Source organism: Stenotrophomonas sp. FSL W7-1447, assembly GCF_037966425.1.
Taxonomy (GTDB): domain Bacteria; phylum Pseudomonadota; class Gammaproteobacteria; order Xanthomonadales; family Xanthomonadaceae; genus Stenotrophomonas; species Stenotrophomonas pavanii.
Map to the genome: position 1 here is coordinate 1796452 of NZ_CP150199.1, position 14415 is coordinate 1810866.

Annotated in this window: 12 protein-coding genes and 1 tRNA gene; 12 read left to right on the forward strand and 1 reads right to left on the reverse strand. The window is 67.0% G+C overall.

Annotated features, from left to right (window positions below; all coding sequences use genetic code 11):
* Positions 1-151: 151 nt before the first annotated feature.
* From folP to NSQ78_RS08450, 12 genes are all read left to right on the forward strand, one after another.
* Positions 152-1048 (forward strand): dihydropteroate synthase, encoded by an 897-nt coding sequence (gene folP / locus NSQ78_RS08395; RefSeq protein WP_064238111.1) that lies wholly within the window; start codon positions 152-154, stop codon positions 1046-1048.
* Complete coding sequence (gene miaA / locus NSQ78_RS08400) at positions 1048-2001, forward strand: tRNA (adenosine(37)-N6)-dimethylallyltransferase MiaA (RefSeq protein WP_064238113.1); 954 nt, start codon at positions 1048-1050, stop codon at positions 1999-2001. Before folP ends, miaA begins: the two co-directional genes overlap by 1 nt.
* Before the next feature lie 96 nt (positions 2002-2097).
* The gene (gene hfq, locus NSQ78_RS08405; protein WP_004152891.1) at positions 2098-2373 is read left to right on the forward strand and encodes an RNA chaperone Hfq; all 276 of its coding nucleotides are present in this window, start codon (positions 2098-2100) and stop codon (positions 2371-2373) included.
* Between the two features lie 14 nt (positions 2374-2387).
* Entirely contained in the window at positions 2388-3698 is a 1311-nt protein-coding gene (gene hflX / locus NSQ78_RS08410; RefSeq protein WP_308306435.1) for a ribosome rescue GTPase HflX, read from the forward strand.
* A gap of 119 nt (positions 3699-3817) precedes the next feature.
* Positions 3818-4312 (forward strand): nicotinamide-nucleotide amidohydrolase family protein, encoded by a 495-nt coding sequence (locus NSQ78_RS08415; protein ID WP_053463576.1) that lies wholly within the window; start codon positions 3818-3820, stop codon positions 4310-4312.
* Between the two features lie 34 nt (positions 4313-4346).
* A complete protein-coding gene (gene ubiB, locus NSQ78_RS08420) occupies positions 4347-6029 on the forward strand; it encodes a 2-polyprenylphenol 6-hydroxylase (RefSeq protein WP_064239637.1) in 1683 nt (560 codons plus the stop codon).
* 155 nt (positions 6030-6184) lie between these two features.
* Positions 6185-6820, forward strand: coding sequence for a transcriptional repressor LexA (gene lexA, locus NSQ78_RS08425; protein ID WP_046429914.1), 636 nt, complete (start codon positions 6185-6187; stop codon positions 6818-6820).
* A 203-nt stretch (positions 6821-7023) separates the two neighbouring features.
* Positions 7024-8061, forward strand: a complete 1038-nt coding sequence (recA, locus tag NSQ78_RS08430) for a recombinase RecA (protein ID WP_049420399.1) — start codon at positions 7024-7026, stop codon at positions 8059-8061.
* A gap of 110 nt (positions 8062-8171) precedes the next feature.
* Entirely contained in the window at positions 8172-8663 is a 492-nt protein-coding gene (recX, locus tag NSQ78_RS08435) for a recombination regulator RecX (protein ID WP_049469023.1), read from the forward strand.
* Positions 8664-8772: 109 nt separating this feature from the next.
* Positions 8773-11421, forward strand: coding sequence for an alanine--tRNA ligase (alaS, locus tag NSQ78_RS08440; protein WP_064238116.1), 2649 nt, complete (start codon positions 8773-8775; stop codon positions 11419-11421).
* Between the two features lie 147 nt (positions 11422-11568).
* Positions 11569-11772, forward strand: a complete 204-nt coding sequence (csrA, locus tag NSQ78_RS08445; protein WP_004152909.1) for a carbon storage regulator CsrA — start codon at positions 11569-11571, stop codon at positions 11770-11772.
* A 78-nt stretch (positions 11773-11850) separates the two neighbouring features.
* A tRNA-Ser gene (locus NSQ78_RS08450) sits at positions 11851-11943 on the forward strand.
* 59 nt (positions 11944-12002) lie between these two features.
* Here NSQ78_RS08450 and NSQ78_RS08455 read toward each other — a convergent pair.
* Entirely contained in the window at positions 12003-14333 is a 2331-nt protein-coding gene (locus NSQ78_RS08455) for a TonB-dependent receptor (RefSeq protein ID WP_064238118.1), read from the reverse strand.
* Positions 14334-14415: the final 82 nt, after the last annotated feature.

Consider the following 14415-nt stretch of genomic DNA (forward strand, 5'->3'; position numbering starts at 1 on the left):
TGGCGCGGACATCCCCACCGTATGTCACTGCCCGGACGGGCGCGCCGCAGCGCCTGCGGCCAAGCGGCGATGGGGGGCGGGAACAACGGCGCGCATGCGAGGGTCCGGGCCGCGGCTTAAACTACGCCTCGTTGCCCCAGCAGGATTGCCCATGTTCGATACCTCGCCCCAGCTCGATTGCGCCGGCCGCATCCTGCGCCTGGACCGTGCCCGGGTCATGGGCATCGTCAACGTCACCCCCGATTCGTTCTCCGATGGTGGCGCGCACGACACCACCGAGGCTGCGGTCGCGCATGGACTGAAGCTGGTCGAGGAGGGGGCGGACCTGCTTGATATCGGCGGCGAATCCACCCGCCCGGGCGCCGCGCCGGTCTCGATCGAGGAAGAGCTGCGTCGGGTGATTCCGGTGATCGAGCAGTTGGCTGCGCGCACGCGGGTGCCGATCAGCATCGACACCTTCAAGCCGGAGGTGATGCGCGCGGCCGTGGCCGCTGGCGCCGGCATGATCAACGACATCTTCGCCCTGCGCCAGGACGGCGCGCTGGAGGCGGCCGCCGAAGCCGGTGTGCCGGTGGTGCTGATGCACATGCAGGGCGAGCCGGGCCACATGCAGGCCGATCCGCACTACCACGACGTGGTTGCCGAGGTGCACGGTTTCCTGGTGCAGCGCCTGTTCGCCGCGGAAATGGCTGGCATCGCGAAGAAGAACCTGCTGATCGACCTCGGTTTCGGCTTCGGCAAGACCACCGCCCACAACATGACCCTGCTGGCGCGCTCGGAGCGCTTCCTGGAACTGGGCGTGCCGGTGCTGGCCGGCCTGTCGCGCAAGCGTAGCCTGGGCGAACTCACTGGCCGCGACACGCCCTCCGAGCGGGTGGCGGCGTCGGTGGCCGCGCACCTGATCGCGGTCCAGCGCGGCGCGCGCATCGTGCGCGTGCATGACGTGGCGGCCACCGTGGACGCGCTGAAGATCTGGCAGGCGGTCGAGGCCGTGCCGACGCCGCGTGCCGATGCCGCGCCGACGATCCGCTGGCCGGACGAAGACTGATGGCCATCGACCGGCGTCCGTTGGCGATCGCCGTCATGGGCCCCACCGCCAGCGGCAAGACCGCCACGGCGATCGCCCTGGCGCAGCAGCTGGATGGCGAGATCGTGAGCGTCGATTCGGCGCTCGTGTACCGCCACCTGGACATCGGCTCGGCCAAGCCCGATGCGGCCGAGCGCGCGCAGGCGCCGCACCATCTGCTGGACGTGCGCGACCCCTGGCAGGCGTATTCGGCGGCCGAATTCGCCGCCGATGCCGGCCGGGCCGTGGCCGACATCGTGGCGCGCGGCAAGCTGCCGATCCTGGCCGGTGGCACCGGGCTGTACTTCCGTGCACTGCTGCAGGGCCTGTCACCGATGCCGGAGGCCGATCCTGGGGTGCGAGCGGTGCTGGCCGCCGAAGCCGCCGAGCGCGGCTGGGCGGCACTGCATGCAGAGCTGGCCAGGGTCGATCCCGCCGCGGCCGCGCGCATCCATGCCACCGACCCGCAACGCATCCAGCGCGCGCTGGAGGTCTTTCGCCTGACCGGCGTCCCCATCACTGAATGGCAGCGCCGGCCTGGCGTGGCGCCGCTGCCGGTGCGCACCCTCAAGCTGATCCTGGCCCCGCGTGACCGCGCGGTGCTGCACCAGCGCATCGAGGCGCGCTTCGACGCCATGCTGGCGCAGGGCTTTCTCGACGAGGTGCGGGCGTTGCGCGCCATGCCGGATATGGCCGGAGTGGAGGCGCCGCTGGACCTGCCGGCCGTGCGCGCGGTCGGCTATCGCCAGGCGTGGGAGTACCTGGACGGGGAGGGCGATGCCGCCCGCTTCCGTGACAAGGCGATCTTCGCCACCCGCCAGCTGGCCAAGCGCCAGCTGACCTGGCTGCGCGGGGAGCTTGATGCGCGCTGGTTCGACCCCCATATCGACCACGAGCGCCTGGCTGGCGCGGTGTCGACCTTCGTCGCACGCTGAACCGACGCCAGCCGTGTAACATCGTCGGTCGGCGGGCGGCTCGGGGGCCGTGGCAACCGTCGGCAACCCAATAAGAACAATAATCAGGAGTGTGCAATGTCCAAGGGGCAATCGCTGCAGGATCCTTTCTTGAACGCACTGCGGCGCGAACGCGTGCCGGTTTCGGTGTACCTGGTGAACGGCATCAAGCTGCAGGGCACGATCGAGTCGTTCGACCAGTTCGTGGTCCTGCTGCGCAACACGGTCAGTCAGATGGTCTACAAGCACGCCATTTCCACGGTGGTCCCGGCACGCAATGTGAAGGTCGGCCCGGGTGGTGGTTACGTGCAGTCCGGTGAAGGTGGTCAGGCAGGTGATGAAGCAGACGAGTAATACCGGAGCGGTGAATGTTTGACCGCTCGAAAAAGGGCGAGCACGCCCTGTTGATCCAGCCCCATTTCGGCAAGCTGGAAGACGATGTGCTGGAAGAATTCGGTGATCTGGCCCGCTCCGCTGGGGCCAGCATCGCCGCGACGATCACTGCGCGCCTGGACCGTCCGAATCCGTCAACCCTGATCGGCAGCGGCAAGCTGGACGAGATCAAGGCCGCGGCCGATGCCAGCGGTGCCGACCTGATCCTGGTCAACCACGCGTTGAGCCCGGGCCAGGAGCGCAACCTTGAGCGCTTCCTCGAGCGCCGGGTGATCGACCGTACCGGCCTGATCCTGGACATTTTCGCCCAGCGTGCGCACAGCCACGAAGGCAAGCTGCAGGTCGAGCTGGCGCAGCTGCGCCACCTGGCCACGCGGCTGGTGCGCGGCTGGACGCACCTGGAGCGCCAGCGCGGCGGTTCGATCGGCCTGCGCGGCCCGGGTGAAACCCAGCTGGAAACCGACCGCCGCCTGCTGCAGAAGCGGGTCGAGCAGCTGCAGAAGCGCCTGGAAAAGGTCGAAGTGCAGCGCACCCAGATGCGCCGTGCGCGTGTGCGCAGCGAGCTGCCGCGCGTGGCCCTGGTGGGCTACACCAACGCCGGCAAGTCGACCCTGTTCAACGCCATGACCGGCGCCGAGGCCTATGCGGCCGACCAGCTGTTCGCCACGCTGGATCCGACCGTGCGCCGCATCGCGGTGCCGGGCGGCAACGTAGTGCTGGCCGATACCGTCGGCTTCGTCCGCGACCTGCCGCATGATCTGGTCGCCGCGTTCCGCTCGACGCTGTCCGAGGCACGCGAGGCCGATTTCCTGCTGCACGTGGTCGACGCCGCCGATCCGCACCGCGAGGAGCGCATCGCCCAGGTGGACGAGGTGCTGACCGCGGTCGGTGCCGGCGATCTGCCGCAGCTGCTGGTGTTCAACAAGATCGACCGCATCGAGGGCGCCGATGTCCGCCACGATGGCCAGGACGGAATTCCGGACGAGTCGCGCCGTGAACGGGTGTGGATCTCCGCGCGTGACGGGCAGGGCCTGGAGCTGCTGCAGGCGGTGCTGGGCAAGCGGCTGGGCCTGCAGCATGTCACCGGCGAACTACGCCTGCCGCCGGATGCCGGCCGCCTGCGTGCGCGCCTGCATCAGCTGGAAGTGATCCGCAGCGAGCAGGCCGACGAGGACGGCTGGCTGCTGCAGGTCGACCTGCCGGTCGCCGAAGCCGAAAAGCTGGCCGCCAGTGCCGGTGGCGGCCCGATTCGGGCGCTGCTGCCGGAAAAACTGCCGGAGTGGTGAGGTAGCGGCCGATGCCGGGGAGTGCCGGCCGCTGGCCGGCAACGCGACCGTGCCGGAGGGGCGCGACATCCGCCTGTCATCTGCGGTACAACGGGGTTCTTCACCCCACCGTCATGCCGATGTCCATCCCCACCGACGCCGATCTCAATGCCCAGTCCGCCGCGCTCGGGCAGCGCCTCCAGCAGGCTTCGCTGCAGCTGGTGACCGCCGAGAGCTGCAGTGGCGGCTGGATCGCCAAGTGCATGACCGACATCGCCGGTTCTTCGGCGTTCTTCGACTGCGGCATGGTGGTCTACAGCTACGAGGCCAAGCAGCGCCTGCTGGGCGTCCGCGCGCAGACACTGGAGCAGTTCGGCGCGGTCAGTCGCGAAGCCGTGCTGGAGATGGTGTCCGGCGCACTGGTCAACTCCGGCGCCGGCATCGCCGTCGCGGTGACCGGCATCGCCGGCCCTGGCGGTGGCAGCCCGGACAAGCCGGTCGGCAGCGTCTGGATCGGCTGGAAGCGCCGGGGCGGCTACGCCCGCGCCGAGTTGTTCCAGTTCGACGGCGACCGCGAAGCCGTCCGCCGGCAAACCGTGGCGGCGGCATTGCGCGGTATCGACGCCCAGCTGTGACATGCTGCCCCGGTAACCGTCCGGAGCACGCATGATGTGGGAAACGCTGGGCACGGTCCGTGACCTGGGCCGACTGCAGGAAATCGCCGTTGTCCTGATCCGCTACGGCTTCGGCGACGTGGTGCGGCGCATCGGCCTGGCCACCACGCTGGAGCGGGCAGGGCGCCTGCTGCACTGGAACGAGGACCGCCAGGAACTGCTGCGGATGACCGCACCGGTGCGCGTGCGCAGCGCGATGCAGGATCTTGGCCCGACCTTCGTCAAGCTTGGCCAGGTGCTGGCAACGCGCGTCGACCTGTTGCCGCCGGAGTGGATTGCCGAGCTGTCCGAACTGCAGAACGCGGTGCCGGCCCTGCCGTACGCCGAGATCCGCGGGCAGCTCGAAGCCGACCTGGGCGCGTCGCCGGCGGAGGTATTCGCCTTCCTTGATGAAACCCCGATGGCCGCCGCGTCGCTGGCGCAGGCCCATCGCGCCCGGCTGCATGATGGTCGTGAGGTGGTGCTGAAGGTGCGGCGTCCCGGCATCCGCGACGTGGTCGAGGCCGATCTGCGGCTGCTGGCGCGGCTGGCCGAGATCGTCGAGGCCCGGTTGCCGGACCTGCGTCGCTATCGCCCGGCCGAGGTCGTGCAGCAGTTCACCGTATCGCTGCGCCGCGAGCTGGATTTCGCTGCTGAATGCCGCAATGCCGAACGCATCGCGCGCAACTTCAGCGGCCGTGACGACATACTGATTCCGAAGGTGCACTGGCAGTGGACCTGCGAGAGCCTGAACGTGCAGGACTTCGTCGCGGGCATTCCCGGCCGCGATCTGGCCGGCGTCGATGCGGCGGGCCTGGACCGGCGCGAACTGGCCCGGCGTGGCGCCGGCATCGTGCTGAAGATGGTGCTGGAGGACGGCAGCTTCCACGCCGATCCGCACCCCGGCAACATCATCTACCTGCGCGACGGCCGCATCGGCGTGATCGACTTCGGCATGGTCGGCGCACTGTCCGAAGTGCGCCGCTTCCAGGTCGCGCAACTGCTGCACGGTCTGGTCGAGCAGGACCCGCAGGGCGTGGCGGACGTACTGCTGGACTGGGCCGGCGGCGTGGAAGTGGACGAGAACCGCCTGCAGCATGACATCAGCCAGTTCGTCGACCAGTACCGGGGCGTGCCGCTGAAGGACCTGCGCATCGGCCTGATGCTGGGCGACATCACCCAGTTGCTGCGCAGCTACAGCCTGACCCTGCCGGCGGACCTGGCCCTGATGATCAAGGCCTTCCTGACCCTGGAAGGCATGGGCCGGCAGCTGGATCCGGATTTCGACATGGCCAGCGCCGCGCGTCCGTTCCTGGAGCGGGTCGTGCTGCAGCGTTATGCCCCCAGGGCGCTGCTCAAGCGCGGCCGCCGCAGCCTGTTGGGACTGGTCGACTTCGCCGGTGAACTGCCGCGTGACCTGCGCAAGCTGGTCCAGGCGGCGCGCCGTGGTCGCCTCCAGCTGAAGGTGGAGACCACCGCGCTGCAGGGCTTCGGCGAGCAGGTGAACCGAGCCGCGAACCGACTGGTGGTGGGCGTGATCACGGCCGCCCTGATCATCGGCTCGTCGATCGTGATGCACAGCGTCGGCGGGGTTTCCAGCCGCTGGCTGCTGGCGCTGGGCGTATGCGGATTCATCGGCGCCGGCTTCTGCGGCGTATGGATCCTGTTCTCGATCTGGAGAAGCGGCAAGCACGCCTAGCGTGCTTGCCGCGGAATCGCGCAGCGATTCCGGTAGAGCCGACCGCTGGTCGGCTGCCTTTGCTTTTGCCTTTGCCGCCCGGCCGGGTGTTCGCGCGCTCGCCGAGCATGCTCCGGCACTTGCAGACCCGAGCGTTAGTAGTAATACTACTAACCATGGACCTGACCGACACCCAGCAGGCGATCCTGCAGTTGATCGCCGAGCGTATCGAGAGCGATGGCGCACCGCCGTCGCAGACTGAAATCGCACGTGCATTCGGCTTCAAGGGCGTGCGCGCGGCCCAGTACCACCTGGAAGCCCTGGAGCAGGCCGGTGCGATCCGTCGCATCCCCGGCCAGGCCCGCGGCATCCGCCTGGTGCAGGCACCGCCGGTGGAGACGCTGGCCGAGCCGGGCCTGCCTGACAGTGTGCTGCGCCTGCCGGTGCTGGGCCGGGTCGCGGCCGGCCTGCCGATCGGCGCGGACATCGGTTCGGACGATTTCGTGGTGCTGGACCGGGTGTTCTTCTCGCCGGCGCCGGACTACCTGCTGAAGGTGCAGGGCGATTCGATGATCGACGAGGGCATCTTCGACGGCGACCTGATCGGCGTGCACCGCACCCGCGACGCCCATTCCGGGCAGATCGTGGTGGCCCGCATCGATGACGAGATCACCGTCAAGCTGCTGAAGATCGCCAAGGACCGCATCCGCCTGCTGCCGCGCAACCCCGACTACAAGCCGATCGAGGTGCTCCCCGACCAGGACTTCGCAATCGAGGGCCTCTATTGCGGCCTGCTTCGGCCCAACCGTTGACCTGTTCCATAGCGCATTACCCGCGGTCTTTTGTGGCGATTCTCTGGTTCCACTGAGGTTGGTACGGATGTCCGATAATTCTTTTCAGAGCGCCGGGCAGAATCTCAGCCTGTGCGATACGTCCGACTTAAAGTGAACCCATGGCAAAGAAGACCCCCAAAGACAGCACCCCCAACGACATGACCTCTGCAAGGACCAATACGATGGACGAGAACAAGAAGCGCGCCTTGGCTGCTGCTCTGGGCCAGATCGAGAAGCAGTTCGGCAAAGGCTCGGTGATGCGCATGGGCGACCGCGTGGTCGAGCCCGTCGAGGCCATCCCGACCGGTTCGCTGATGCTCGACATCGCACTGGGCATTGGCGGTCTGCCGAAGGGCCGTGTCGTCGAAATCTACGGGCCGGAATCCTCGGGCAAGACCACCCTGACCCTGCAGGCCATCGCCGAATGCCAGAAGATGGGCGGCACTGCGGCCTTCATCGATGCCGAGCACGCGCTGGACCCGATCTACGCCGCCAAGCTGGGCGTGAACGTGGACGACCTGCTGCTGTCGCAGCCGGATACCGGTGAGCAGGCGCTGGAAATCGCTGACATGCTGGTGCGTTCGGGTTCGGTCGACATCCTGGTGATCGACTCGGTTGCCGCGCTGACGCCGAAGGCCGAAATCGAAGGCGAGATGGGCGACCAGCTGCCGGGCCTTCAGGCCCGTCTGATGAGCCAGGCGCTGCGCAAGCTGACCGGCAACATCAAGCGCTCCAACACGCTGGTGATCTTCATCAACCAGTTGCGCATGAAGATCGGTGTGATGATGCCGGGCCAGAGCCCGGAAACCACCACCGGCGGCAACGCGCTGAAGTTCTACGCCTCGGTCCGCCTGGACATCCGCCGCATCGGCGCGATCAAGAAGGGTGACGAGATCATCGGCAACCAGACCAAGATCAAGGTCGTCAAGAACAAGCTGGCGCCCCCGTTCAAGCAGGTCATCACCGAGATCCTGTATGGCGAAGGCATCAGCCGCGAAGGCGAGCTGATCGACATGGGCGTGGATGCCAAGCTGGTCGAGAAGGCCGGTGCCTGGTACAGCTACGGTGAAGAGCGCATCGGCCAGGGCAAGGATAATGCCCGTGGCTACCTGCGCGACAACCCGACCGTTGCTGCAAAGCTCGAGGCCGAGCTTCGCGAGAAGTTCCAGCCGGCCGAAGCGGCCCGCGAGGAAGGCGACGACGAAGGCGACGACGAGTAAGGCTTGCTGTGGGGCAGGGCGGCGCCGTCAGTGACGTCGCCCTGTCCCGCAGGTTCGAATCGCCCAGGGACGGGCAGGGCGCCACGGACGGCGCCACCCTTGGAGTACCGATGTCCGACGCCGATGACATTCCCACCGGCCGCAAGCGCCGGCCGCGCGAGCAGACGCCCGTGCAACGCGCGCTGGGCCTGCTGGTCCGCCGCGAGCATTCGCGCAAGGAACTCACCCGCAAGCTGACCGCCCGCGGCATTGAAGACGAAGCCGCGCAGGCCGCTGTCGCCAAACTGACCGAAGCCGGTTGGCAGGACGACACCCGTTTCGCCGAGAACCTGGTGAGGATGCGCGCCAACACCGGTTATGGGCCGATCCATATCCGTGCCGAGCTGGGCACCCACGGCCTGGACAGTGGCGCGATTGCCGCAGCGATGGACAGCTATGAGGGCGACTGGCAGGAAAACGCCCGCGACCTGGTGCGTCGGCGCTTCGGCGAGGCGGGTCCGCAGGACCTGGCGCAGCGGCGCAAGGCCGCTGATCTGCTGGCCCGGCGGGGCTTCGACGGCGACAGCATCCGCCGTGCGACCCGCTATGACCCGGATGACTGAGACTGGCGGCGCCGGGCCTGATACCCTTTAGGTTTTCGGCGGTCCCTCGCGACCCTGGCCAACGCGGCCGGTGGTCCGGGCCCGCCGGCCCGCAGACTGCCAGCCCCCAATGAACGCATCCGCCAAATTCACGACCTCCCAGATCCGCAGCGACTTCCTTGAATTCTTCAAGGGCAAAGGCCACACCATCGTGCCGTCGGCGCCGCTGGTGCCGGGCAACGATCCGACCCTGCTGTTCACCAACTCCGGCATGGTGCAGTTCAAGGACGTGTTCCTGGGCGCGGAAAAGCGCAGCTACGTGCGTGCGGCCGACGTCCAGCGCTGCCTGCGCGCGGGCGGCAAGCACAACGACCTCGACCAGGTCGGCTACACCGCCCGCCACCACACCTTCTTCGAGATGCTGGGCAACTGGTCGTTCGGCGACTACTTCAAGAAGGACGCGATCGCCTGGGCCTGGGAGCTGCTGACCCAGGTCTGGAAGCTGCCGGCCGAGCGCCTGCTGGTCACCGTGTACCAGACCGACGACGAAGCCTACGTGCTGTGGCGCGACATGGTCGGTGTGCCGGAAGAGCGCATCGTGCGCATCGGCGACAACAAGGGCGCCCCGTTCGCCTCGGACAACTTCTGGCAGATGGCCGACACCGGCCCGTGCGGCCCGTGCACCGAGATCTTCTACGACCACGGCGACCACATCGCCGGCGGCCCTCCGGGCTCCCCGGATGAAGACGGCGATCGCTTCATCGAGATCTGGAACCTGGTGTTCATGCAGTTCGACCGCCAGCCGGACGGCTCCCTGGTGCCGCTGCCGGCGCCGTGCGTGGACACCGGCATGGGCCTGGAGCGCCTGGCGGCGATCCTGCAGCACGTGCACACCAACTACGAGATCGACCTGTTCCAGGCGCTGATCCGCAAGGCCGCCGAGCTGACCGGCACCGCCGACCTGGAGAACAAGTCGCTGCGCGTGATCGCCGATCACATCCGCGCCTGCTCGTTCCTGATCGTCGACGGCGTGCTGCCGTCCAACGAAGGCCGTGGCTACGTGCTGCGCCGTATCATCCGCCGCGCCCTGCGCCACGGCTGGATGCTGGGCGTGCGCCAGCCGTTCTTCAGCAAGCTGGTGCCGACCCTGGTCGAGCAGATGGGCGAGGCCTATCCGGAACTGCCGGCGGCGGTGGACACCGTCACCCGTGCGCTGCAGGCCGAGGAAGAACGTTTTGCCGAAACCCTCGATGCCGGCATGAAGATCTTCGAGGACGTGGCCGGCAAGGCCAGCAACGGCGTGATCCCGGGCGTTGACGCCTTCCGCCTGTACGACACCTACGGTTTCCCGCTCGACCTGACCCAGGACATCGCCCGCGAGCGCGACCTGACCGTCGACATCGCCGGCTTCGATGCCGCAATGGAGCAGCAGCGCGAAACCGCCCGTGCGGCCGGCAAGTTCGGCGGCGGCGTGACCCTGCCTGCCGAGCTGGTGGCGACGCTCAGCCCGACCCGCTTCCTCGGCTATGACCGCCTGCAGGCCGACGGCCTGACCGTACTGGCCCTGCTCAAGGACGGCCGTCCGGTGCAGTCGGCCGCGGCCGGGGACGCGGTCGTCGTCATCACCGACCAGACGCCTTTCTATGCCGAGTCCGGCGGCCAGGTCGGCGACACGGGCGTGCTTGCCGGCAACGGCGTGCGCCTGGCAGTGGAAGACACCCAGAAGTTCGCCGGCCAGTTCCATGGCCATGTCGGCACCCTGTCCGAAGGCGGCCTGAAGGTCGGCGACGTGCTCGCCGGCCAGGTCGATGGCGAGCGCCGCGGCGCCACCATCCTCAACCACTCGGCAACGCACCTGCTGCATGCCGCCCTGCGCGAAGTGCTGGGCACGCACGTGCAGCAGAAGGGCTCGCTGGTGGCTCCGGACCGCCTGCGTTTCGACTTCTCGCACTTCCAGCCGATCAGCGCGGAAGAACTGGCGCTGATCGAGCGCAAGGTCAACCAGCAGGTGCGCGCCAACAACGCGGCCGAAGTCCACACCATGGGCATGCAGGAAGCGCTGGACTTCGGCGCGATGGCCCTGTTCGGCGAGAAGTATGGCGAGCACGTGCGCGTGCTGAAGATGGGTGACTACTCCACCGAGCTGTGCGGTGGTACCCACGTCAACCGTACCGGCGACATCGGCCTGTTCAAGATCACCTCCGAGGGCGGTGTCTCGGCCGGCGTGCGCCGTATCGAGGCGGTCACCGGCCAGGGCGCCCTGGATTACGTGGACGCCGAGGAGGCCCGCCTGGCCGAAGCCGCCGAACTGCTCGGTGGCAGCGCCGCCGATGTGGTCGAGAAGATCCGTGCCCTCGGCCAGCGCCAGAAGCAGTTGGAGCGGGAACTGGAGGCGGTGAAGGCCAAGGTCGCCGCCGGCGCCACGGCCGACCTGTCCGGCCAGGCGGTCGAGGTTGCCGGTGTGAAGGTGCTGGCCGCCCGCCTGGAAGGCTTTGACGCCAAGGCCCTGCGCGATGCCATGGACCGCCTGAAGCAGCAGCTGGGCGACGCGGTGATCGTGCTGGCCGGCGCCCAGGACGGCAAGGCGGCCCTGGTGGCCGGCGTGAACGGCAGCGCAATGGGCAAGGTCAAGGCCGGGGAACTGTTGTCCCACATTGCCAGTCAGATCGGGGGCAAGGGCGGCGGACGCCCGGACCTCGCCCAGGGTGGTGGTGAGGACGGGCCCGCCCTTGCCACTGCGCTGGCTGCAGTCGTCGAATGGGTCAGCCCCCGCCTGTGATGAACCCGGCCGTCCCCCTCCTTGTAGGAGCGGGACGGCTGACGGTACCATTGCGAATCTTTTCCCTTTGTCGTGGTAGCGCTTCTTGACGGAGCGTCAAGCCGGTGGGGGATACCCTTCCACACGGTTCCATGGAGACTTACAAAAATGTTGATCCTGACTCGCCGCGTCGGCGAAACCCTGATGATCGGTGACTCGGTGAGCGTCACCGTGCTTGGCGTCAAGGGTAACCAGGTGCGTATCGGCATCACTGCACCGAAGGACGTCGCTGTGCACCGCGAAGAGATCTATCAGCGCATCCAGCGCGGTGACGAAGCCGGTGGCACCGGCAGCGAAAATTCTGCCGAATAACGCTTTACCTTCGCACTCGATTAACGTTATGATTCACGCCCCGCTGAGGTGCACCGCACCAGACGCGGAGAAAACCCCGGAGTGATGCCCGAGTGGCCGAAGGGGCTCCCCTGCTAAGGGAGTATAGGGTCAAAAGCTCTATCGAGGGTTCGAATCCCTCTCACTCCGCCAGATACAAAGAAGCGCCTGCAGATCCTCGATCTGCAGGCGTTTTTCTTTATGGCCGGTCTTCAGAGCCGTACCGTCACACCGACCTGGAAACCACGCCCCGGCAACGGCGCGATGTATTTCAGCGGCGAGTTGTGTGGACGCGCTTCCTCATTGAGCAGGTTGCTGCCGTTGACGAACACTTCCATGCCGGCGATGTACCTGTTGCGCACCGGAAGTTCACGGCTGACCTGCAGGTCGACCAGGTTGAATGCATCCAGCGGCACTTCTTCGCTGACGTTGCGGCCGAGGTATTTCTGCGTGCCGTAGTACGTGCTGGACAGCTGCGCCTTCCAGCCCTGGCGCTGCCACTGCAGGCTGGCACCGTAGCGGTTGGTCGGCATGTTCGGCAGGTACTCGCCATCGTTGTGGGCGCGCAGTGAATCAGGGTGGTCGGCCTTGTTCTTCACCAGGTCGGCGAAGGCAGCGATGTTCAACGAGCCATGCCGCCCCAGGTCCAGTGCCTGCGATACGTCGATCTCGAAACCCTTCACCGTGGTGTCGGTCTGCTTCCAGTACTTCAACGGAAGGCGGTTGGCGGTCTGCAGGCCGGAGTAGCCGAGGTAGAGATAGTTCTGGTACTTCATCCGGTACGCGGTGGCCGACAGCTCGAAACCACCGAGGTGGAATAGGCCGGTCAGCTCCAGGTTCTTCGCGCGTTCCGGCTCCAGGTTCTGGTTGCCTTCTTCCTGGGTCATCACCGAATAGTGCGCGTTGCTGGCATACAGTTCGTTGATCTCCGGTGCGCGCTGCGAGGACGCGTAGCGCAGCTTGGCGGCGAACAAGGGGCCCAGCTCCACATAGGAACCCAGGCTGTAGCTGTTGAGCCGGTAGGCGCGATCCTGCAGTTTCGTGTTGGCGGCATTGCGCGCGGTCTTGAAGCGGCTGGGTTGAAGCGTGTGATCGGTCCGCTCCTGGCGTACGCCGGCATCGAACGCGACCCAGCCGAAGTCCAGCGTTTCCTTCATGAACACCGCATTGCTGCGGGTGTCGACGTCGGGCAGGTAGCGTTGCGAGCCGCTGCCGGTGACGTCACGCGACTGGTGGCTGAAGCCGAGCAGGCCGCTGAGCGGGCCGATGCGTTGATGGCTGAGCAGCATTTCGGCCTGGGTGCTCTCGAAATCGTAGTCGTTGGCCCTGGTGGCGCCCAGCCGCTCGCCCGAGGTGTTGTCCAGCCTGGAAACCCGGAGTTCCGCACGCTCGAACCACGGCAGCGGATCGCGCAGCAGGGCTTCCAGCGCGTAGCGCTCCTGCCTGATCACCACGCCCACCGGCAGGCCGTCGGCGTAGTTCGAACCGAATGACAGGTTCTGCATCGAAAAGCCCGGCACGCCGTACTCGCTGTCCTTGGCATCGATGCTGACACCGACGTAGCCGCGATCGAAGAACAGGGTCGAGCCGGCGGCCACCTGCGAACTGCGCGCATAGCTGTTGCCCAGCCGGTGATGGTAATCGGGCGTTACATCGTTGTTGATCTGCTTCTGCACGTACGACGGCGTGCCGGCGACATAGGCCGGGTTGACCGGGTTGATATAGGTGCGGCGCTGCCAGACCGAGGTCGGGCTGTTGGTGTAGAACGAGAAATCGCCATCGGCCCAGTCAGGATTCTCGGTCATGAACTGGTCGATGTAGGGCTGCGAGGCCTTGTTGTAGATCTGCTGGACGCGTGCCTCCTTCTGGCAGCTGTCGGCCAGCGCCGAGTTGACGCCGCCGGTCGGCGGGAACAGGCGGGTGTTGCAGACGGCGGCCTTGCTGTTGCCGGGGATGTCGTAGTGCGAGATGCGCTGGCGCGAGACCTGCAGGTTGGTCGAAAAGTTGCGCTGGTTGTTGAAGTTCATGCGGAAGCCCTGCGCGTCGGCGGCATTGAAGCCCTTGCGCAGGACCAGTTCCATCGACTGGTCCTTGTCTTCCATGCTGCGCGAGATCAGGCCCGAATCGATGTCCACGCTGCCGCCGATCGCATTGCCGCCATAGCGCACGGTGTCCGAGGATTTGTTGACGGTGACGCTGCGCACGAACAGGGGATCGAACGGAATGTTGATGTCGCCGCTGATCGCGTTCATGCCGAGGATGGACTGGCCGTCCTGCAGGATCTGCACGCGATTGCCGCTGAGGCTGCGGATGACCGGGGCACCCGCGTTCGGCCCGAAGGCACTGTTCTGCACGCCGGAGACGTGTTCGAGCAGGCCGCCGAGCGTGCGGTTCTGGCCCTGCGGATGGTCGACCGTGACCCGGCTGTCGATGCGCGAGGGCGGGGCGGCCTGGACCTGGAGGGTGGGGAGGGTGGGCGCGTCCGCAGCGTGGGCGGTGTGGACGGCGAACAGAATGGCTGAGGCAAGCAGGTGGCGATGCATGATGCGATCCGTGAAGGTGAAGTGAAATGTTATAACGTAACTCTTTGGGTGGACAAGAAGGGGGGGGCGTCGCGTGTCGCCC

What these genes read in the sequence shown, in the direction of transcription:
- lexA (WP_046429914.1), top strand. Translation starts at nt 6,185, where the DNA reads ATGGACCTGACCGACACCCAGCAGGCGATCCTGCAGTTGATCGCCGAG.
- NSQ78_RS08455 (WP_064238118.1), bottom strand. Translation starts at nt 14,333, where the DNA reads ATGCATCGCCACCTGCTTGCCTCAGCCATTCTGTTCGCCGTCCACACC.
- folP (WP_064238111.1), top strand. Translation starts at nt 152, where the DNA reads ATGTTCGATACCTCGCCCCAGCTCGATTGCGCCGGCCGCATCCTGCGC.
- csrA (WP_004152909.1), top strand. Translation starts at nt 11,569, where the DNA reads ATGTTGATCCTGACTCGCCGCGTCGGCGAAACCCTGATGATCGGTGAC.
- hfq (WP_004152891.1), top strand. Translation starts at nt 2,098, where the DNA reads ATGTCCAAGGGGCAATCGCTGCAGGATCCTTTCTTGAACGCACTGCGG.
- recA (WP_049420399.1), top strand. Translation starts at nt 7,024, where the DNA reads ATGGACGAGAACAAGAAGCGCGCCTTGGCTGCTGCTCTGGGCCAGATC.
- NSQ78_RS08415 (WP_053463576.1), top strand. Translation starts at nt 3,818, where the DNA reads ATGTCCATCCCCACCGACGCCGATCTCAATGCCCAGTCCGCCGCGCTC.
- miaA (WP_064238113.1), top strand. Translation starts at nt 1,048, where the DNA reads ATGGCCATCGACCGGCGTCCGTTGGCGATCGCCGTCATGGGCCCCACC.
- ubiB (WP_064239637.1), top strand. Translation starts at nt 4,347, where the DNA reads ATGTGGGAAACGCTGGGCACGGTCCGTGACCTGGGCCGACTGCAGGAA.
- alaS (WP_064238116.1), top strand. Translation starts at nt 8,773, where the DNA reads ATGAACGCATCCGCCAAATTCACGACCTCCCAGATCCGCAGCGACTTC.
- recX (WP_049469023.1), top strand. Translation starts at nt 8,172, where the DNA reads ATGTCCGACGCCGATGACATTCCCACCGGCCGCAAGCGCCGGCCGCGC.
- hflX (WP_308306435.1), top strand. Translation starts at nt 2,388, where the DNA reads ATGTTTGACCGCTCGAAAAAGGGCGAGCACGCCCTGTTGATCCAGCCC.